Source organism: Enterococcus sp. DIV1090 (genome assembly GCF_050537975.1).
GTDB classification, from domain to species: domain Bacteria; phylum Bacillota; class Bacilli; order Lactobacillales; family Enterococcaceae; genus Enterococcus; species Enterococcus faecalis.
Map to the genome: position 1 here is coordinate 2,452,501 of NZ_CP172917.1, position 20,643 is coordinate 2,473,143.

Consider the following 20,643-nt stretch of genomic DNA (forward strand, 5'->3'; position numbering starts at 1 on the left):
TGCTTTTCACCTTTCCCTCACGGTACTGGTTCACTATCGGTCACTAGGGAGTATTTAGCCTTGCGGGATGGTCCCCGCGGATTCCGACGGAATTTCTCGTGTTCCGCCGTACTCAGGATCCTCCTAGGTGTTGTCAGCATTTCGTCTACGGGGCTTTCACCCTCTTTAGCGGAATTTTCCAAATCCTTCAACTATACTAACAGACTACCATATTGGAGTCCTACAACCCCAACAAGCAAGCTTGTTGGTTTGGGCTCTTCCCGTTTCGCTCGCCGCTACTCAGGGAATCGAATTTTCTTTCTCTTCCTGCAGGTACTAAGATGTTTCAGTTCTCTGCGTCTACCTCTAATCAGCTATGTATTCACTGAAAAGTAATATCCTATAAAAGATATTGGGTTCCCCCATTCGGAAATCTCTGGATCATAGCTTACTTACAGCTCCCCAAAGCATATCGGTGTTAGTCCCGTCCTTCATCGGCTCCTAGTGCCAAGGCATCCACCGTGCGCCCTTATTCACTTAACCTTATCAACCTTACGGTTGGGTCTTGATCACTTCTTCTAGCGATAGAAGGTTAATCAATAAATAAGCAATTGAACTTATTAAAAAACTCATTCAACGCGGTGTTCTCGGTTTGTTTTGATTCTTTTTACTTCAATATCCAGTTTTCAATGAACGAATCTGATAGCAAAAGCTATCAATGGAGCCTAGCGGGATCGAACCGCTGACCTCCTGCGTGCAAAGCAGGCGCTCTCCCAGCTGAGCTAAGGCCCCGAACTTATTTGATTGAGAGTAGACCTCTCAAAACTGAACAAAGTAAAGACGAAATGTGTATTTCCGTAATATTCCTTAGAAAGGAGGTGATCCAGCCGCACCTTCCGATACGGCTACCTTGTTACGACTTCACCCCAATCATCTATCCCACCTTAGGCGGCTGGCTCCAAAAAGGTTACCTCACCGACTTCGGGTGTTACAAACTCTCGTGGTGTGACGGGCGGTGTGTACAAGGCCCGGGAACGTATTCACCGCGGCGTGCTGATCCGCGATTACTAGCGATTCCGGCTTCATGCAGGCGAGTTGCAGCCTGCAATCCGAACTGAGAGAAGCTTTAAGAGATTTGCATGACCTCGCGGTCTAGCGACTCGTTGTACTTCCCATTGTAGCACGTGTGTAGCCCAGGTCATAAGGGGCATGATGATTTGACGTCATCCCCACCTTCCTCCGGTTTGTCACCGGCAGTCTCGCTAGAGTGCCCAACTAAATGATGGCAACTAACAATAAGGGTTGCGCTCGTTGCGGGACTTAACCCAACATCTCACGACACGAGCTGACGACAACCATGCACCACCTGTCACTTTGTCCCCGAAGGGAAAGCTCTATCTCTAGAGTGGTCAAAGGATGTCAAGACCTGGTAAGGTTCTTCGCGTTGCTTCGAATTAAACCACATGCTCCACCGCTTGTGCGGGCCCCCGTCAATTCCTTTGAGTTTCAACCTTGCGGTCGTACTCCCCAGGCGGAGTGCTTAATGCGTTTGCTGCAGCACTGAAGGGCGGAAACCCTCCAACACTTAGCACTCATCGTTTACGGCGTGGACTACCAGGGTATCTAATCCTGTTTGCTCCCCACGCTTTCGAGCCTCAGCGTCAGTTACAGACCAGAGAGCCGCCTTCGCCACTGGTGTTCCTCCATATATCTACGCATTTCACCGCTACACATGGAATTCCACTCTCCTCTTCTGCACTCAAGTCTCCCAGTTTCCAATGACCCTCCCCGGTTGAGCCGGGGGCTTTCACATCAGACTTAAGAAACCGCCTGCGCTCGCTTTACGCCCAATAAATCCGGACAACGCTTGCCACCTACGTATTACCGCGGCTGCTGGCACGTAGTTAGCCGTGGCTTTCTGGTTAGATACCGTCAGGGGACGTTCAGTTACTAACGTCCTTGTTCTTCTCTAACAACAGAGTTTTACGATCCGAAAACCTTCTTCACTCACGCGGCGTTGCTCGGTCAGACTTTCGTCCATTGCCGAAGATTCCCTACTGCTGCCTCCCGTAGGAGTCTGGGCCGTGTCTCAGTCCCAGTGTGGCCGATCACCCTCTCAGGTCGGCTATGCATCGTGGCCTTGGTGAGCCGTTACCTCACCAACTAGCTAATGCACCGCGGGTCCATCCATCAGCGACACCCGAAAGCGCCTTTCACTCTTATGCCATGCGGCATAAACTGTTATGCGGTATTAGCACCTGTTTCCAAGTGTTATCCCCCTCTGATGGGTAGGTTACCCACGTGTTACTCACCCGTCCGCCACTCCTCTTTCCAATTGAGTGCAAGCACTCGGGAGGAAAGAAGCGTTCGACTTGCATGTATTAGGCACGCCGCCAGCGTTCGTCCTGAGCCAGGATCAAACTCTCATAATAAAAGTTAGAACAATCTTGCGATTGTTAAGCTCAATTTGTTTGCTAGCATATTGCTTGCTTGTTAAAAATGTTTGTTGTCTTGAATTGAATCAAGACGCCCTACACATTTGGTTCGTCTATTCTTTGTTCAGTTTTCAAAGGTCTACGTTACCTCGCAGCAACTTTTATATCATAACAAACTTTCGTTTGGATGTCAAGAACTTTTTTAAAAAAGTTTTTTTAAGTTGTTTTGCTCGGTTGTTGTCGTCTGTTGTGACAACTTCTATATCTTATCATCTCGCTTGTTATTTGTCAACAACTTTTTTGTTGTTTTTTCAAACTTTTTTCGAGATATTTGAAATCAAGAATTGTTATTTAATTATTGATTTCTGAATCGCTCAGCTGTGTGACTCGCCTTGCGACATGTAATAATATATCAAGATTTTGATGTTTGGTCAACACTTTTTTTCAAAAAAATTAAAAGAAGTTTTCAATCTGTTTTCATTCTTTTCAATTATTTCGTTTTTAAACTTTTTAAATCCTAATTGTCTATCAAAACAGTTTGATTCCTTACTAAAAATCGAACAATTTGAATCATATATTTGAAATAGTTCGATTAACTTTTTTACGTACAACATAAAAAAAGAAAGAATCTGTTCGATTATCGACAGATTCTTTCTTTTTTGTTTAAAACATTGGGACACCTTCAATATGATATTTTGACCAAATCGTTTTTAATTCTGCAGGTGCTACCCATGTATAGTCTTTATCCATTTCATTTTTAAGTGCTTGTTCATCCATCTCGAAGACAAACAGCGGAACATTTTCTTTATTGATATGCGCGTTAGTTAATTCTACTAAGCTAATTGAAGTAACGTCCAATTGAACCTCTTCTTTGAACCATTGTAGCATACTAGCTAAACCCGTCATCTCATCAGAAACTTTTGCCATCGCAAACTCAATCGCTTCACCTATTGGATGCATCAAAAATTTTTTACTACCATCGTTTAAGTTCAGTATGATTGTTCCAGCGACTTTTTTGTTAGACACGACATCCACCTCAATTAATTTTTAGATTCACTAACAAAAGAAATTGTAACACACTTTCTGAAAAAATACAGAATTATTTTTCAAGCAACTTATCCATTGCTTCATCAATCCACTCTGGAAGTTCTTTGTCTAAGGTTGCAAAGCCAATTTTTTTATTCTTATCCGTAAAATATTTTTTGCGTCGATGGTTCACTGAATGAACTTTGTCTTCAAGGGTCCGTAAAGATAAGCTAATCTTTTGAGAATATTCATCAACATCAATAACTTGAACGGTTACTTTTTGTCCAACGGTTAAGAGTCCATGGATATTTTTGGTAAAGCCAGCTTGTACTTCCGAAACATGAATCAGTCCTTGTGTTTCTTCGTCTAAAGAAACAAATGCGCCATATGGTTGAAGTCCGGTAATTGTGCCAGAAAGTACCATACCAATTTTGTACTTCATCAAATTTCCTCTTTTCATACGATAAATTTCTTTTTCCGTTTCTACTCATTTAAAATAATAGCATTTTTTCAACGTTTGTGCATTATTTCTTCCCTAGTTGTTAAAACTATTGTTTCATCTTTTAAGCAAAATCTACTATACTATAGGAAGTAAGACTTTATATAGAAGAAAAGGAGTTATCTTATGTTTAATTTTAATGAAACCATTGATCGTCGCCACACGAATTGTGTTAAATGGGACACCGTTGAAACGAGTTACCACGAAAAAGATTTACTACCTTTATGGGTTGCTGATATGGATTTCAAAGTACATCAGCCTATTCTTGATGCCTTTTCACAAGTTATTGAACAGGGCATTCTAGGATATGCGATTGCACCTAATGAACTGTATCAAGCAATTCAAGATTGGCAACGGCAACACCATCAATTGATTGTTGAAAAAGAAGAAATTTTGTTTAATAGTGGCGTGGTACCCAGTTTGGCCACAGCCGTTCAAGCGTATACAGCACCTGCTGATTCTGTCATGATTTGTGATCCAGTCTACCCCCCTTTTGCAGATGTGGTAAAACAAAATGAGCGTAGACTTGTGCGCCATTCTTTACTAGAAGTTAACGGACATTATGAAGTTGATTTGGTTAAAATGGAACAACAGATAATCGAAGAAAAGGTGAAACTGTTACTTTTTTGTAATCCCCATAATCCTGGTGGACGTGTTTGGACAAAAGAAGAATTGCTAGCAATTGGCCGTTTATGCCAAAAACACCAAGTAACTGTGGTTAGCGATGAAATTCATCAGGATTTGATTTTCAAACCGCATACCTTCACTTCCTTCACTGTCGCTGATGAAGCATTTAAAGAATTCACTGTTACCTTAACAGCGGCAACCAAAACCTTTAATTTAGCGGGGATTAAAAATTCAATGCTGTTCATTCCTAATGAAAAACTACGGCAATCTTTCGTATCTTTACAAGACAAAAATCATCAAGGCGGTATCAATACTTTTGGCTACGTGGGAACGGCAGCTGCCTATCAAACAGGGGAGGAATGGCTAACGGCATTACTTGATTATTTAAAAGAAAATATTGATTTTGCCCTTTCTTTTTTCCGTGAAGAGCTGCCTAGCGTTCGTGTAATGGAGCCTGAAGGGACCTATCTTTTATGGTTAGACTTTAGTTCTTATTCACTAACGGATCGAGAACTTCGCGATACCTTAATTCATAAGGGGAAAGTGGTTTTAAATCCAGGAATTAGTTTTGGTCCCCAAGGTTCTCAACACATGCGTTTAAACTTAGCTTGTTCAAAAGAAACTCTCGAAGAAGGCCTTTTACGTATCAAAAAAGCCTTTAATTAAAAACAGCTGTCCTAGTTTTTAGGACAGCTGTCTTTAATTCTTTCTTTTGCGTTTAGCTAAATAAACTCTGACGAACCAGATACCTGAAAATAGAAGTAAAATTTCTCCAATTATGATTGTATAAAATCCTGGTTCATGAACGATTCCTTGCTGATCTACATACGTAAAAAACGTTCCTATAAATGGGAGTATTACTGCAAACAAAGCCAAGGCCATTGGATATCTGTATTTTTCTAACAAATTTGCTTCCTCTCCTTCTATTCTTTAACTCAGTATCCTATAAAGACTTCATTAAAAGAAGCGATTTGGATGCTTTTAAAAAAAAGTTAGTCGTTTTAAGAAAAAAATAAAGAGTACCAACGAATTTGTCCCTCGTTGGTACTCTCTTTTTCAATTGGTTAAACTTATTCACCAATGATTTCAACTGTGTCCATCACGACGTCAAATGTTGGACGGTCTTGGGCATCCCGTTGGACTCCACCAATTTCATCCACTACATCCATACCATCAACAACATGACCAAAAACAGTATGACGGAAGTCTAACCAAGGTGTTCCGCCTTGTTTGTAAGCTTCAATAATTTCTTCTGGAAAACCAGCATCTTCTAACTGACTCATCATTTGAGCTGGAACATTTTGATTAGTAACAACAAAGAATTGGCTGCCATTTGTGTTAGGACCAGCATTTGCCATTGACAATGCGCCACGCAAATTGAAAACATCCCGAGAAAATTCATCCTCAAATGCTTCTCCATAAATACTTTCGCCGCCCATTCCTGTTCCGGTTGGGTCACCGCCTTGAATCATAAAATCAGGAATCACACGATGGAAAATAACGCCATCATAGTAGCCCTTTTTCGCTAATTCAACAAAATTTTTAACCGTTTTAGGCGCTTGTTCTGGGAATAATTGAACAGTGATGTCGCCTCGGTTTGTTTTAATGACCGCTTTTGGGCCTTTAGCATTTTCTAAATCTAATTGTGGAAATTGTGACATGAGAATGTCCTCCTAGATAATTATTTTATAGTTCCATCATATCGAAAAATGCTGAAAATTGCTATGATCTTTTTCCAATGATTAAAGAATGCTTTGATTCGTTAGCCAAACTTGCTTTTTTCGAAAAGCCGTGCTATTTTGTGAAGTGTTCGCAAAACGATCAATAGTTGTCTCAACCCTAAATGAATTAGGAGGAATTTTCAAATGTCTGATGAAAAAGATATTTATGATTTAACGATTATCGGCGGCGGTCCTGTTGGATTATTTGCCGCTTTTTATGCGGGAATTCGTAAAGCGAAAACGAAAATCATTGATAGCCTGCCACAATTAGGTGGTCAGCTAACAATGCTGTATCCCGAAAAATATATTTATGATATTCCTGGATTTCCTGCTATTAAAGCCGGTGAGTTAATTGCCAATTTGGAAAAACAGATGCAGCCATTTCAGCACGATGTTTGCTTGGAAGAAGAGGTCACACACCTTGCACAGGAAGCAGATGGACTTCTGCGCTTAGAAACAACTAAAGGCACACATTATTCTAAAACGGTTATCTTTGCGATTGGTAACGGCGCTTTCCAACCTCGACGTTTAGCTATCGAAAATGTTGAAGCCTTTGAAGGTGAGTCAATCCATTATTATGTGACTGACATGAAAAAATTCGCTGGCAAAAAAGTTGCGATTGCTGGTGGCGGCGATTCTGCAATTGACTGGGCTTTAATGCTAGAAAACGTTGCAGAAGAAGTATCTATTATCCATCGTCGCCCACAATTTCGCGGCCACGAACATAGCGTGGAACAACTGGAAAAATCTAGCGTTTCTATCAGAACTCCTTATATCATTAGTGATATTTTAAAGGAAAACGAAACGTTCACAGGCATCCAATTAACGGAGACAAAAGGTGCCCAAACATTGGATCTTCCTCTGGATGATTTAATTATCAATTATGGCTTCACTTCTTCTTTAACACACCTCAAAGAATGGGGATTAGACGTTTCTAGAAATGCTATTAATGTTCATTCCGATATGTCAACTAACATTCCTGGTGTATACGCTGTAGGGGATATCTGTTCCTATGAGGGAAAAGTGAAATTAATCGCTACAGGATTTGGTGAGGCACCTACTGCCGTAAATAATGCTTTACATTACTTACGGCCCGATGCTCGACGTCAACCAGTTCATAGTACAAGTTTATTTGAAAACGGCGTACCTAAATAAGGTTAGCACTAGACTTTAGCAGTTTTTAAGCCAAGGACAAAAATCTAAATCGGATTTTTGTCCTTGGCTTTCTGCTTTACTGAAAAGCCTTTCTTTTTCTCTTTTAAATTTATTTTTGATACAATAAAAAGTGCTAGGAGGAAGAAAGATGAACCAACCAATTATTTATTTAAATGAAGTATTCAACGAAGAACAACTGGAACAAGTGAAAGCTGTGGCGCCCAATTATCTAGTTAAAACATCTACCGATTATTTATCCTCTGCTGAAGAAGAGGCCATCGAAATTATGTTAGGCTGGCATAAAGAAATTGGTCCGCGTTTATTAGCCTCTGATACTAGTCACCTAAAATGGATTCAGCTCATTTCTGCTGGTGCTGATTATATGGATTTTGATAAATTAAGAGAAAAAGGCATTCTGTTGTCTAATGGTAGCGGAATTCATAGTGTTTCTATCTCAGAACATGTTTTAGGCGTTTTATTAGCACATACCCGCGGACTGCAAGAAAGTATCCAACAACAAATGCAACACATATGGAATCAAACAGCCCCTTCCTATCAACAACTTTCTGGGCAAAAAATGTTAATCGTAGGCACTGGGCAAATCGGACAACAATTAGCTAAATTTGCTAAAGGTTTAAATCTTCAAGTTTATGGCGTGAATACCTCTGGACATGTGACGGAAGGCTTCATTGAATGCTATTCACAGAAGAATATGAGTAAAATTATCCATGAAATGTCCATTGTTGTGAACATTCTTCCTTTGACTGAAACAACAAAACATTTATACAATCAGGCACTTTTTGAAAAAATGGCTCCTGAAACAATTTTCGTAAATGTTGGTCGCGGCGCCTCAGTAGCAACGAACGATTTGATAACTGCCTTAAACAATAAAACCATTGCTTTTGCTGCCTTAGATGTCTTTGAAGAAGAACCTCTTCCCGAAGATAGCCCTTTATGGGAGATGCAGAATGTTTTATTAACACCTCATATTTCTGGCATGACACCGAAGTTCAAATCAAAATTACTGGCGATTTTTATTCCAAACTTAAATCAATTTGTGACGGATCAGACCCTCGTCAAAAACCAAGTTTCCTTAAAAAAAGGCTATTAACTCAAAAAAGGCCTTCAACCATCTTTCAAGTAATTGCATGGTTGAAGGCTTTTTTTTGCTATTTTTTACCAGATAACCTTGAAGTTATCATTTGTCGATGCTTGAATGATTGGATGTTTTTTCAAATATTCTGCAATCAGTTCCGTCATATCAATTTGAATTTCTCGAATAATTTTTTCAGGTTGGAACATTTGATAGTTTCCGCCACCGACTGCTCGGTATTGATTTGTCACGATTTCCAAAACATCTTCTGCTTGCACTGCTTTGCCATGATAATTAAGTTTCGTCACTCTTTCACCAAACGGTTGTCTTAAATCAAGCGTATACTCAATGCCTTCATACATATCATAATTATAGTATTGTGGTTTTGGATCGACATATTTCGGGTTGAAAATTGGTTGGCCTTTTTCTAACACAAAATAAGTAGCGCTTTGTTCTAACGCTTCACGGAGGTCTTGTCCAGTGACACGCAATACAGCCAAGGTATTTGGATAAATATAGTTGGTAATGATATCGCGCATCGTAATTTGGTTATTAAACCCTTTGCCTTCATTGTTAAAAAGTGCAGTCCCTGAAATATCCGTTCCGCTTGAAGCCATTTGGACGTTATTAATAAATTCTATATACGGATGTTCTTTGAGGCGTACGGCATTCGGATTTTGAATCGTCATATCCCCTTCCACATTTCCCACTGGTTGATCAAGCCACTCTTCTACCTCGTCATGTAACGCTGTTGTCAAAGCTAAAACTTCTGCATCTGGTTGTTCGTTTCCAACAGGATGAATAGCTGCGTCACTTCCAATAACGCGATAGCCTTTAGCCATAGGTTCAATTTCTAAAGTAATTTCTCCAACAAAAGCTCCTCGAAAACCTGGTTGAATCACAGGTATTCCATTCAGTTTTGTAGCAATTTCTCGATGTTGGTGACCAGTGACTAAGGCATCAATCCCAGGAACTTTTTCCAATAAATCGTAGCCTTCATTTTCTCCTGTTAGTAATTCCGTGGGTTCCCCTGTTTCTAAATCTTTTTCAAAACCGCCATGGTAAGCGACAACAACTAGATCCGCTTCTTCCCGCAGTTTTGGCACGTATTCTGCCGCTGTTTCAACGACACTTTTAAACGTTAAATCTTTGACTGTTGCCGGCTGTTCCCAATGAGGAATATATTGAGTCGTCACGCCAAGGATGGCTACTTTAACCCCTTGTTTTTCTATGATGACATACGGCTGACCGAAATAAGGTTGTCCATCTTTACCAAGAATATTGGCAGCTAAAACTGGCTGTTGATAACTGGCAATCGTTTCCTTTAAATAATCTAATCCGTAATTAAATTCGTGGTTACCTAAAATGCTAACATCATAATTCATTTGATTAATGATCTTAGTGATGGCTTCCACTGAATGTGTTTCTGCTTTTCTTACGTAGTAACTAAGCGGCGAACCTTGAATAAAATCCCCATTTTCAATTTGAAAAACTGGTCCTTTGGCAGACGCACGTAACTTTTTCAGCATGGTTGCTGCTTTTGCGGTTCCAAAAGGCAAATCCATCTTTTTTTCACTATAACTTGTTGGCATAATATACCCATGCATATCACTTGTTGCTAAAATTTTTATTTGCATTTTGTTTCTCTCCTTCTTCCGCCCAAAAGAACAGGAAGGTTAGAACACGAGCCATAACGACTCAGATCCCAACCTCCCACGTCTGTTTATTTATTGATTATTGGTTCCATGCTTGTTCAAATTGTGATGTTGCATCTTTCAATAATTTTTTCGTGTCTTTATTTGATGAAGCAAAAATACTTTCCATAATTGTCCGCATTTCATTATAGGCTGAATCAGCATTTTCTTCTACTGGGATAGCGAATAAATCTTTTACTGCGTTTTCAAGTTGTGCAGGTACTTTGGTTGTCTTAGAATTTTTGTACTCATCACTGTGTAAAACAGATTCTAAAATTGGCATATAACCTGTTTGTTGTGCCCAGTACAATTGTGAATCAGGCGTAGCTAAGAATTTCATGAATTCAAATGCCGCTGTCCGTTGTTCTGGCGTAGCACTATCGAACATATAAATATCTGTTCCTTGTTGTAAGTTGATTTTTTCAGGACGTGGTGCAACACCGTATTCATAGCCACCAGCTTCAGCATCTTTTTGAACAAAACCAGCACCAGCAATACTACCGACAAACATTGCTACCTTTTTGTTTGCAAATGGGCCAGATAAATATTTATCTGAACCAGCTGTGCGGAAGTAACCTGCTTCGATACCATCACGGTAATAGTCCACGACTTCTTGTGAATCTTTGCTTGTTAAATCTAAGTCTTTATTAAAATCAACGCCTTTGTTTTTCATTCCAATTGCGTAATAGTTATTTAACGAGTCAAAACCAGCACCAACGACTTCTTTGTTGGATTTTTCGTAAATTGTTTTAGAAGCTTCTTTTAATTCCTCTAATGTTTTCGGTACTTCAACACCATATTCTTTCAACAAATCAGCATTATAGAATAACATTTCTGTCGATTTATTAAATGGAATGCCGTATTGTTTGCCGTCGATTTTGGCGCCATCTAACAATACTTCACGAATTGGTTCTGCATCTTTCCAGCCGATTGTGTCATCATCCATATATGGTTTTAAGTCCACTAACATTTCATCTTGTGCAGCATTCCATAACCAGCCTGGGTACGCTTGCGTAATTGTTGGTAAATCTTTTGGTGAAGTTAAAGTCGAATTGATTTTGGCTTGTAAATCAGGGTAAGCAGATTGATTTTGTAATTCCACTTTAATTTTTGGATTTTCTTTCATGAAGTCTTTCGTTAATTTTGTTAACGCTTCTTCTTGAACCCCATTCATTGCATGCCAGAAAGTGATTGTCGTATCTTCCTTCACTTCTTTCACAATATCGTTTGATTCTTTGGCCCCATTACCGTTACCACAAGCCCCCAATGCGAAAATAGCTGCGGTTGCTAACACTGTTGTTGCTAGAGTTTTGAACTTCATTTTTTTCTCTCCCTTAAAAAAATTTATAAAACAATTTGCTCGCCACGTTCTGGCAATATTCTTTCACCATACGGGTTTTCCAGTTTTTCTGGTTTTAACGTATGGATTGGAACCAATACTTGAGGTTCAATCAATGCAATAATTTTATCCAGATCTTCTGGAATTGCATGTCCTGAACAAGCTAAGCGGACAAAAGTAATGTCTTTTTTAGCCAACAAATCTAAAAACACGCGATACTGTGGATCAAAGTCCCCTAACGGTTGTGCATCACTGTGAATGTATAAACTACCTTCTTGGAGGTTGTCAAACTGGTTCACAACTTGCCACAAATAGTCTGTTTTGTCCTTTAGTAACGTGTCATACGGGATTTCTAACGCTGGATTCAATTCTGGTATTTTACCAGATTCAGCATAATAATAACGAACTTCTATTCCAAATACTTCAAGTAACAACGCAGCCATATTTGCTTCTAAAACGACTGTACGTGGTGACTTTTCAATAATCTTAGCAAAACGTTCCACGTTTGCTGGATAACCATTAAAGGTAATTTGTCGATTCGGGTTTTCTAGTTCTAAACGAACCAAGTGCTGAACAAGATCTTCTTCACTGACAACCGCTATTTGGGCTGGATCTGGTTCACGTTCTGGGAAGCTAATGCTTACGCCTTCCATCATTAATAATTCAGTATGTTTAGCTTTTTCACAAAAAGCTAAAGTCTCTTCACGATTATGGCCATGTAAGCGCAAATCACCTGTGTATGTGATGAAATGGTCAGGCGTGCGAATCAGTAATGCCGAAGCACCGTACGCATCATGATCAACAGGCACGATTTCCACTGAAATTTCGCCAACTTTAATCACATCGTTTTTATTAAGACCAATCATTTCTCGGGTAAAATTCTTTTCTTCAAACGGTGATGGAATCAAAAAATCACCTTTGCGATTTAAACTATTTAGAATCATTTTCGTTTCTTTTAGGGTGTACAACGGAACAGCTGGGTCTAAATAATTAATCATGCGTGAATGATCTAAATGGGCATGAGATAAGAAAACAGCGGTGTGTTGATACTCTTTGTCTTCTGCACCATGATATTCATAACCTAAACGTGGATCATATAAGTCTTTTAATTCTGGCACTAAACGATTATTAATTAAGGTTTCAATGTGATCATCGGGCAAATCTAATTCTGGTCGAAATTCTGTACCAAAATCAAAGAAGATGTGGGCATCTTTATACGCCACTTCAATCACGGTTCCTCCAATTGTTAAAATGCCACTGTGAAAAGTCACAGTTGTTTTAGCCTTTGATTCCATTTTTTGCAACTCCTCTGATAATTTCTTTTCTGAAAATCAAGTAAATAATTAAAATTGGAATAACGGTTAATGTTGCAGCAGCCATTTGTAAATGTACGTCACTACCGCTCTCTGTCGCAAAGGCCGATAGTCCATTATTCAATAGACGGTATTTTTTCTCGTTCGTCACCAATAATGGCCACAAGAAAGAATTCCAACTAGAAATAAATGTTAAAATCCCTACTGTTACCAACGCTGGTTTTGACATTGGTACTAAAATACGCCAAATATATTCTAAATCACTAGCACCATCAATCTTGGCAGCCTTGTAAAAAGTATCAGGAATACCTTTTAAATAACCATTTAAATAGTAAATATAAAAAATACTAGTTAAAAATGGAATAATTAAGGCGCTGTAAGTATTTAACAAACCTAATTGCGCAATCGTTTGATAATTGGTAAAAATAATAGATTCATACGGAACCATTAACAACGAAATCATCAAAGCAATGACCACATTTTTAAAACGGAACTTCAAACTCGTTAACGCGAATGAAGCTAACACGGCGGTGACTACCGTAGCAATCGTTGTAACGCCTGAAACAAAGACTGTGTTCAAGAAATACCGAAGAAAGGGTGCTTTTTGAAAGACCTCTGTGTAGTTTTGCCATTGTGGTTGTTTTGGAAACATGGTTGGCGGCATGCTGGTCGCTTCAGAGTAACTCATTAAACCAGCTAAAATCATATAGACAAATGGAAATAACGTAATAACGGCTAAAATGCCTAAGAAAACAAATGCGATAATCGTTAAAACTTTTTTCATTGGCTTATTGCCCCACTTTCTTTAAGAGTTTATTTTGTAAGAAAGTGACCACTAAAATAATCACAAATAAAATCACTGTGGCGGCCATCGCAATTCCGGGACGCCCTGCAATGTGGAATTTGTCATAAATATAGTACACTGCGGTTGTGGCACTATTGGCAATCCCCGCACGACCACCGAATAAAGCATAAACTTGTGTATAAACTTTAAAGGCGCCAATTAAATTGACCGTTAATAAAAAGGCAATGGTCGGGACTAGTTGCGGAAACGTAATACGTCGGAAAATTTCGCCGTCTGAGGCGCCAAACATTTTCGCTATTTTAAAGTGTTCTTCATCAATATTTCTCAAGCCCGCCAACAAAATAATAATATTAAATGCTAAACTCGTCCAAACCCCAAAAATAATCAATGTTGGCATACTCATTTGAACATTATCTAGCCAGTTGACAGAAGGAATACCGAAAAAGCCTAAGACGTAATTGACAATTCCATAATCGCCATTAAAGAAGTAACGGAAGACAATCCCAATGGCAATCGTACTCGTTACATAAGGCATAAAGAAAATCGTTTCAAAGAAACTCTTATGTTTAACTTTTTCAAAGATAATCCAAGCAATTGCTAGGGAAATTATCAAGGCAATCGGTACCACAGCAAATGCATAGAGCGCTGTATTTTTTAACGCTTTATAGAAGATTGGATCATTCAATACACGTTGATAATTTTCTAAACCAGCGTAGCGTTGGTTAATTAAGGAACCTTTTTGGAAGCTCATCCACAAAGAACGAAACAGCGGATAAACGCTAAACAGTAAAATGATTCCTAATGATGGCAGAAGGAAGAGCCATGCTTTTGGTTGATTTTCTGGATTGTATTTTTTCATTAGTAAACCCGGTCTCCCGCTTCGTTAAAGATAAATACTTTTTTATATGAAAAATCAAAAGATAAAGTGTCTCCTTCTTCAATCGCTTCTTCTACACTTACAATTGATTTCACTTGTTCATTTCCTAATGTAAATCGTAAAATACGTTCTCGACCAATCAATTCCACTAAATCTGTCGTTGTGGTAAAGAGACCTGTTTCAGTTGGTACCACATCTTCTGGACGAGAAGCAAACGTATATTTCCCGTCAGTCATTGGCATTTTAAAGCGTGCTTGCTCAAAACGCTCAAGCGGAATTTCAAAACTTTCGTGGTACATTTTGCCGTCTTTCACTTCAACAGACAATAAATTAATAATTGGGTTACCTATGAACTGAGCAACAAATAAGTTATTTGGTTCTAAGTAAAGGTTTTGAGGTTCATCATTTTGTTGAATAACCCCTTCGTTTAATAAAATAATTTTATCACTGATTGATAGCGCTTCCTCTTGGTCGTGCGTTACAAAGATTGTTGTAATGCCTACTTCTTTCACCAAGCGGCGGATTTCTTCACGAATTTTCAAACGCAAACGTGCATCCAAGTTACTTAAAGGCTCATCTAATAATAAAACATCTGGTTTTTGAACTAACGCCCGGGTAATCGCAACACGCTGTTGTTGACCACCAGAAAGTGTGCCTGGCTTTTTATGGCTTAACTCTTCAATATTCGTTAGTTTCATATATTCTTCGGCAATAGCTTGTGCCTCTGCCTTGGGAACTTTCTTACTTCCTACCGTCAAAGGAAACATTACGTTTTCTAGAACAGTCATATGTGGATATAAGGCATAGTTTTGAAAAACGAACCCGATGTTCCGATCTTTTGGTGCTGTTTTGACAACCGATTGCTGTCGAAACTGAATATCTCCATCACTTGGATGTAATAAACCTGCAATTAAGTTTAAAATTGTGGATTTCCCACACCCACTTGGTCCTAACAAACAAACCAAGTCCCCTTGCTCAATCGTAAAATTGACCGATTTTAACGCTTCAAACCCATTATCGAATACTTTTTTCAAGTCGATAACTTCTATCATGACCCAACCTCCAAAAAAACATTTAATAGCATACCTTTTGATTTTAACATTTATTTCTTACAACCGCGAGAGCAAAGCTGTTTCATTAAGATAAAAATAGGTAAAGTTAATGTATTTTTTATGTAAAAAATGTTGTTTTTCTGAAAAGCCTGTTTACACTTTTTTTAACGCATAACAAAAAAGCAGAGAATTTTTCTCTGCTTTTTTGGTTATTTTTTAGAATCTTTTTCTGATTCCTTTACAATATAAATTGGTCGTTTTTTCGTTTCTAAGAAAATTTTGCCGATATATTTGCCAATAATTCCTAAACATAATAGTTGCAAACCACCTACAAAAAGTACAATACAAACCATTGAAGGCCAGCCGCTTGTTGGATCACCATTAACTAATGTTCGAAAGATAATCACTAACATTGCTAGTGCAGAACCAATACACGAAAAGGCGCCAACGTATGAAGCAATATTCAATGGTGTCTCTGAAAAATTGACAATCCCGTCAATTGAATAACTTAATAGACTCCAGAAAGACCAAGAGGTTTCTCCAGCAATTCGTTCTCGATTTTTAAATTCAATATATTCTGTTTTAAAGCCGACCCAGCTAAAGATCCCTTTTGAAAAACGATTATACTCAGATAACTCTAAAATCGCATCGACCATTTGTCGGGTCATAACACGAAAGTCACGGGCACCATCCACCATTTCTGTCTCAGCAATTCGATTAATGAGTTTATAGAACATCCGAGCAAAAAAGCTACGAATGGGCGGTTCACCGTCTCTTGTTATGCGTCGTGTGCCAACACAATCTAAATCTGTACTGGTTTCAATCATCTCAATCATTTGAGGTAATAACTCAGGCGGGTCTTGTAAATCAACGTCCATGACTGTCACTAAGTCACCTGTTGCTTCTTTTAAACCAGCGTATAAGCCCGCTTCTTTCCCAAAATTTCGTGAAAAAGAAAGATAACGGACCTTCTCTGGATGTTCGCGATAAAGCTGTCTTAAAACAGCTAACGTATTATCTTTTGAGCCATCATTCACAAATATATATTCTACTGAATGAGACAGTTGCTGGCTAATTTTTTCTACTTCTTCAAAAAACAGCGGAATCGCTGCTTCCTCATTATAACAAGGGACAACAATTGATAACATTTTATTTCCTCCACACTTCAGTTAATTATCATTATACCATATAATAGCCTTATTAAATAACGATATCCAACTAAAAATAACTTAAATAGAAAGAACCTGAGAAAAAATCCAAAACGATTTTTTCTCAGGCTGACTAGCGGTTAAACGAAAGCAACAGAAATAGTCCTACGCACTACTTCAGCCTCTTTTGTTTAGCACTAAAATTATTTTGTTAAATCTTCTTGGTTTGCTTCAAATTGATAACGCGGTTCATCATTCTTTTCATCGTAATCAACAATCAAATCATACCCTTTAAAGAACCAATCATCTGTTTCTTCAATAAAATAGGTAATCCCATCTAGGTTCTCTTTAATCATTGGCTCATCTGGCGCTTCTACAGACATCGCAATGGAAAAACCATCATGAACAGGTGTTTTTCCGTAAATTTTTCCGAAAAAACGAATGCCTGTCTCAGGCTGAACCCCGGTTTCTTCTTTAAACCATTGTTGGGCTTTCGGTGTCACTTCTAATTTCATTCTTTGTTCCTCCTTCACATCTCTGTCGCCATTTATTGTAGCACAGCGCAGTGCTTTTAGAGAATAAAGTGCTTAGCCATTCATTTTTTCATCTAATAAATCAACGTCTGCGGTATCACCGATAACTAATAAATTGTCGTTTTCTCGAACAATTTCAGAAGCATCTGGCGAAGCAATTACTTCTGTTTTCGAGCGGCGAATCGCTACCACAGTTAAACCAAATCGCTGACGGAAATTTAATTCTGCTAAGGTTTTATTGTAAAATTTAGGATTGGTGACCCGAACCTCAGCTAATGAAAATTCGCTAGATAATTCAATATAATCTAAAATATTGCGTGAAACAAGTTTATGGGCAATTCGAATACCCATATCCCGCTCTGGGTGAACGACCATGTCTGCCCCAATTTTATCTAAGACACGGGCATGATATTCATTGACTGCTTTGGCTAAGACATTGGGAACCCCCATCTCTTTAACCATTAATGTTACTAAAATACTCGCTTGAATATCTTCACCAATTGCCACCACTACGTGATCAAAGTTCCGAATCCCTAAAGAACGCAACGTCATTTCATCTTGAGCGTTAGCCACCACTGCATGCGTTGCAATATTCATATATTCATTGACACGGTCTTCACTGCTGTCAATGGCCAAAACTTCTTGACCAGCTTCCACCAAAGTTTGGCATATGCTGCCGCCAAAACGTCCTAAACCAATAATTGCAAAATTTTGTTTCATTTCTTCTGACCGCTCCTGTCTGTTCGTTAAAATTAGTATAACAAATCCATAAATAAATTCCTAGAAGGATTTCCTAGAATTTATTTATGGATTTATCTGATATTTATTTGGCTAAACCATGTTGAAAAGCATAAATCGCCGCTTGGGTCCGATCATCCACATCTAGTTTTGCTAAAATGTTTGAAACATGTGTTTTAACTGTTTTCAAAGTGATAAAGAGTTCATCAGCTATTTCCTGATTACTTTTACCTTGTGCAATCAACATTAAAATTTCGTGTTCTCGATTTGTCAAATCTTCATGCAACACCGGCTCTTGTTTTTTTGTTAACCGTTCCATCATCTTATGCGTCACTTCAGGTTCCAACACACGCTCTCCGCGATAAGTCGCCCGAATTGCATCAGCAATCTCATGTGCTGTTGATGTTTTTAATAGGTAGCCCGCTGCACCAGCTTCAATCGCCGGATACACTTTTTCATCATCAATAAAACTCGTCACAATAATAATCTTGGCTTCTGGCCAATCTTTCAAGATCGCTTTTGTTGAATCAATGCCGTCCATTTCTTCCATTACCAAATCCATCAAAATAACATCTGGACGTAGTTCCAATGCTTTTTCATAGCCAATCTTACCATTTTCTGCTTCGCCTACGACTTCTATATCCTCTTGAATAGATAAATATGATGAAACGCCTAAACGGACCATTTCATGGTCATCCACTAACATTACTTTGATCACTTGCAGTTTCCTCCTTTATGACAGGAACTTTAATTTCAACGCTGGTTCCCTGCCCTTTAAAACTAATAATTTTAACTGTACCGCCCATGCCGACAACACGTTCTCGAATATTATTTAAGCCATAACTACCGGCTTTATTACTTTGTTCCTTCATATCAAAGCCGACACCATCATCAACAATACGCAATAACACGTTTTTATCGACTTGGTGTAAGTATACCTCTAATTCCTTTGCTTTGGCATGTCTTAAGGTATTTGAAAGTAACTCCTGCACAATTCGGAAAAGATGATCCTCAATGCTGCTATTTAAATGAACATCTTCAACATCCCAAATCAATTCAATTTTAATTTTTGTTTGTAGTTCTTTCAGTAATTGTTCAATACCTTTACGCAAACTTTTTCCTTCTAGACTGATAGGACGCAAGTGCAATAGTAGCGCGCGCATTTCCGATTGGGAGGCATTAATGATTTCTGCCACCATGGCTAGTTGTTTACGATATGGTTCCGGGGTTTCTGTTCGTTGTGCTTGTTCATTTAAGGCAGACAACATCATCATGGCTGCAAAAAGTTGTTGACTGACTGAATCATGCAACTCCCGCGCCAAACGATGCCGCTCGTTCTCTAAAATTTCTTCTTTTGTTTGCCCATCCATTAATTGCGGTCGACTGTTTAATAATTGCAATTCTTTAGACATCTCTAATAATTTATTTTTAATCGACCAAATATCTTGTTCGACTTCGGTTAGATAATGGTCTTGATTTTCACTGGTCGTTGGTTTGTTTAAGACTGGACTTTCATAATTACCGTTGGCCAATAACCGAAGTTTTTCTTCAATCCGTCCATATTGCCCTTTTTGAACCAATGAAATCAGTAAAAAGGTCAATAAGCCTATTAGTAAGGATATGAGAACAATGTGCACAATTAGTGGTAAATAAAAGACTTTTCTCTGAAGAAGCTCTAATAACCACCGGTTTTGTTTAATCGAATGAAAATATGAAAACAATGTAATTAAGATAACAATAAAGGTGCTAAGGGACGCATATAATGAAATCATGCGTCTTGAAATCCGATCGGTCATACACGGATCACCTCAACATCTCCTACTAAAGTGTTCGTCATAATTTTCAAACGACGAAGATTGGTATCATAATCATTGCTGTAAATTTTTAATGATTCGTTTTTCAATTGATATTTTTCTTCTTCAAAACGTACCGTTCCGTAAAAAGTTGAATGTTCTAACAAAATAGCTACACCTAACGGCACTAGAATTCGCGTGCGGCCAAAACCTTTACGAATAATAATAATATTGTCTTCTTTCGGTAGTAGCGTATTACCTAAATCAATAATGGTGTCCCCAGAGATTAAATCAATATTGATGTCGTCCCATTCATAGATATTGTTACCAATGCGTTCGTTGGCAAACCAGCGGCGTTTAAATCGTTTGCCATTTTTAGGTTCTTTTGCCGCCGTCTCCACCATAATCATTTGTTTTTTACGCCAAGGTGCTCGCTCAGCTATATCCACGCCTGAAATCTCAAAGCCTTTTAAGCCGATAAAGAGTACGCCAAAAATCAACATAAACCAAACAGCCGTGCTGTTCATTGCACCAATGACAATAAAAACAACGCCGAGGACGAATTGAAAGTTGTTAAAATGTGTTTTATATGCTTTCCTGGAAACATAGGCCACAAGTAAAACGCCAATTGTTAATAAAACAGCTAATCCAGGATTATGTACAATTTGCCATAACGCCAGAATAAAAAGTAATGCTTCTGCGACGATAAAAAAGCGCCAAGGGTTATTCATAGATTTGCCTCCTCCCTCTGTCATTTATTTTACTCGTTTATTTTATTTAATCATAGTGGTTTGCGCCTCAGGTTACCATAGGACT

20 protein-coding genes, 1 tRNA gene and 2 rRNA genes (1 of these 23 only partly in view) are annotated in these 20,643 nt (G+C 38.5%); 3 read left to right on the forward strand and 20 right to left on the reverse strand.

Annotation, left to right across the window (positions count from 1 at the left end):
- From IGL48_RS11985 to IGL48_RS12010, 6 genes are all read right to left on the reverse strand, one after another.
- Positions 1-522, reverse strand: a 23S ribosomal RNA gene (locus tag IGL48_RS11985); it reaches 2,391 nt to the left of the window's first position.
- A gap of 176 nt (positions 523-698) precedes the next feature.
- A tRNA-Ala gene (locus tag IGL48_RS11990) sits at positions 699-771 on the reverse strand.
- Positions 772-850: 79 nt separating this feature from the next.
- Positions 851-2,411: ribosomal RNA gene (locus IGL48_RS11995) — 16S ribosomal RNA — on the reverse strand.
- Together the 16S and 23S rRNA genes with 1 tRNA gene alongside form the textbook arrangement of a ribosomal RNA operon.
- Before the next feature lie 434 nt (positions 2,412-2,845).
- Positions 2,846-3,094, reverse strand: coding sequence for a hypothetical protein (locus IGL48_RS12000; RefSeq protein ID WP_025190615.1), 249 nt, complete (start codon positions 3,092-3,094; stop codon positions 2,846-2,848).
- Positions 3,078-3,449, reverse strand: a complete 372-nt coding sequence (locus IGL48_RS12005) for a hypothetical protein (protein WP_002385270.1) — start codon at positions 3,447-3,449, stop codon at positions 3,078-3,080. Before IGL48_RS12005 ends, IGL48_RS12000 begins: the two co-directional genes overlap by 17 nt.
- A 64-nt stretch (positions 3,450-3,513) precedes the next feature.
- Positions 3,514-3,882, reverse strand: a complete 369-nt coding sequence (locus IGL48_RS12010) for a CvfD/Ygs/GSP13 family RNA-binding post-transcriptional regulator (RefSeq protein ID WP_002365178.1) — start codon at positions 3,880-3,882, stop codon at positions 3,514-3,516.
- A gap of 183 nt (positions 3,883-4,065) precedes the next feature.
- Between IGL48_RS12010 and IGL48_RS12015 the strand changes: the two genes are divergently transcribed.
- On the forward strand, positions 4,066-5,232 hold the full coding sequence (locus IGL48_RS12015) for a MalY/PatB family protein (RefSeq protein ID WP_048949562.1): 1,167 nt from the start codon (positions 4,066-4,068) through the stop codon (positions 5,230-5,232).
- Between the two features lie 33 nt (positions 5,233-5,265).
- Here the strand turns inward: IGL48_RS12015 and IGL48_RS12020 are convergent, their stop codons facing one another.
- Positions 5,266-5,472: a DUF3955 domain-containing protein gene (locus IGL48_RS12020; protein WP_002355151.1), complete on the reverse strand. Its 207-nt coding sequence runs from the start codon at positions 5,470-5,472 to the stop codon at positions 5,266-5,268.
- Positions 5,473-5,636: 164 nt separating this feature from the next.
- Positions 5,637-6,227, reverse strand: coding sequence for a peptidylprolyl isomerase (locus IGL48_RS12025; protein WP_002355150.1), 591 nt, complete (start codon positions 6,225-6,227; stop codon positions 5,637-5,639).
- 204 nt (positions 6,228-6,431) lie between these two features.
- Here IGL48_RS12025 and IGL48_RS12030 point away from each other — a divergent pair, with 204 nt between their 5' ends.
- Entirely contained in the window at positions 6,432-7,442 is a 1,011-nt protein-coding gene (locus IGL48_RS12030; protein WP_002397651.1) for an NAD(P)/FAD-dependent oxidoreductase, read from the forward strand.
- A 148-nt stretch (positions 7,443-7,590) separates the two neighbouring features.
- On the forward strand, positions 7,591-8,553 hold the full coding sequence (locus IGL48_RS12035; protein WP_048949563.1) for a phosphoglycerate dehydrogenase: 963 nt from the start codon (positions 7,591-7,593) through the stop codon (positions 8,551-8,553).
- 65 nt (positions 8,554-8,618) lie between these two features.
- Here IGL48_RS12035 and IGL48_RS12040 read toward each other — a convergent pair whose 3' ends face one another.
- From IGL48_RS12040 to liaF, 12 genes are all read right to left on the reverse strand, one after another.
- Positions 8,619-10,172 (reverse strand): bifunctional metallophosphatase/5'-nucleotidase, encoded by a 1,554-nt coding sequence (locus IGL48_RS12040; protein ID WP_002419148.1) that lies wholly within the window; start codon positions 10,170-10,172, stop codon positions 8,619-8,621.
- 97 nt (positions 10,173-10,269) lie between these two features.
- On the reverse strand, positions 10,270-11,550 hold the full coding sequence (locus IGL48_RS12045; protein WP_002359172.1) for an extracellular solute-binding protein: 1,281 nt from the start codon (positions 11,548-11,550) through the stop codon (positions 10,270-10,272).
- 23 nt (positions 11,551-11,573) lie between these two features.
- On the reverse strand, positions 11,574-12,863 hold the full coding sequence (locus IGL48_RS12050; protein ID WP_002359171.1) for an MBL fold metallo-hydrolase: 1,290 nt from the start codon (positions 12,861-12,863) through the stop codon (positions 11,574-11,576).
- The gene (locus IGL48_RS12055; protein WP_002355144.1) at positions 12,847-13,665 is read right to left on the reverse strand and encodes a carbohydrate ABC transporter permease; all 819 of its coding nucleotides are present in this window, start codon (positions 13,663-13,665) and stop codon (positions 12,847-12,849) included. Before IGL48_RS12055 ends, IGL48_RS12050 begins: the two co-directional genes overlap by 17 nt.
- Positions 13,666-13,669: 4 nt before the next feature.
- Positions 13,670-14,545, reverse strand: coding sequence for a carbohydrate ABC transporter permease (locus tag IGL48_RS12060; protein WP_002355143.1), 876 nt, complete (start codon positions 14,543-14,545; stop codon positions 13,670-13,672).
- Entirely contained in the window at positions 14,545-15,615 is a 1,071-nt protein-coding gene (locus tag IGL48_RS12065; protein ID WP_002355142.1) for an ABC transporter ATP-binding protein, read from the reverse strand. Before IGL48_RS12065 ends, IGL48_RS12060 begins: the two co-directional genes overlap by 1 nt.
- A 209-nt stretch (positions 15,616-15,824) precedes the next feature.
- Positions 15,825-16,763 (reverse strand): glycosyltransferase family 2 protein, encoded by a 939-nt coding sequence (locus IGL48_RS12070; RefSeq protein WP_002373102.1) that lies wholly within the window; start codon positions 16,761-16,763, stop codon positions 15,825-15,827.
- A gap of 203 nt (positions 16,764-16,966) precedes the next feature.
- On the reverse strand, positions 16,967-17,296 hold the full coding sequence (locus tag IGL48_RS12075) for a HesB/YadR/YfhF family protein (RefSeq protein WP_002355140.1): 330 nt from the start codon (positions 17,294-17,296) through the stop codon (positions 16,967-16,969).
- Between the two features lie 54 nt (positions 17,297-17,350).
- Positions 17,351-18,016 carry a potassium channel family protein gene (locus tag IGL48_RS12080; RefSeq protein ID WP_002355139.1) on the reverse strand — a complete coding sequence of 222 codons (666 nt, stop codon included), beginning with the start codon at positions 18,014-18,016 and terminating at the stop codon, positions 17,351-17,353.
- 103 nt (positions 18,017-18,119) lie between these two features.
- Positions 18,120-18,752, reverse strand: a complete 633-nt coding sequence (locus IGL48_RS12085; RefSeq protein ID WP_002355137.1) for a response regulator — start codon at positions 18,750-18,752, stop codon at positions 18,120-18,122.
- The gene (locus tag IGL48_RS12090; protein WP_002365182.1) at positions 18,727-19,830 is read right to left on the reverse strand and encodes a sensor histidine kinase; all 1,104 of its coding nucleotides are present in this window, start codon (positions 19,828-19,830) and stop codon (positions 18,727-18,729) included. Before IGL48_RS12090 ends, IGL48_RS12085 begins: the two co-directional genes overlap by 26 nt.
- Positions 19,827-20,558, reverse strand: a complete 732-nt coding sequence (gene liaF / locus IGL48_RS12095) for a cell wall-active antibiotics response protein LiaF (RefSeq protein ID WP_010821831.1) — start codon at positions 20,556-20,558, stop codon at positions 19,827-19,829. Before liaF ends, IGL48_RS12090 begins: the two co-directional genes overlap by 4 nt.
- Between the last annotated feature and the right edge of the window lie 85 nt (positions 20,559-20,643).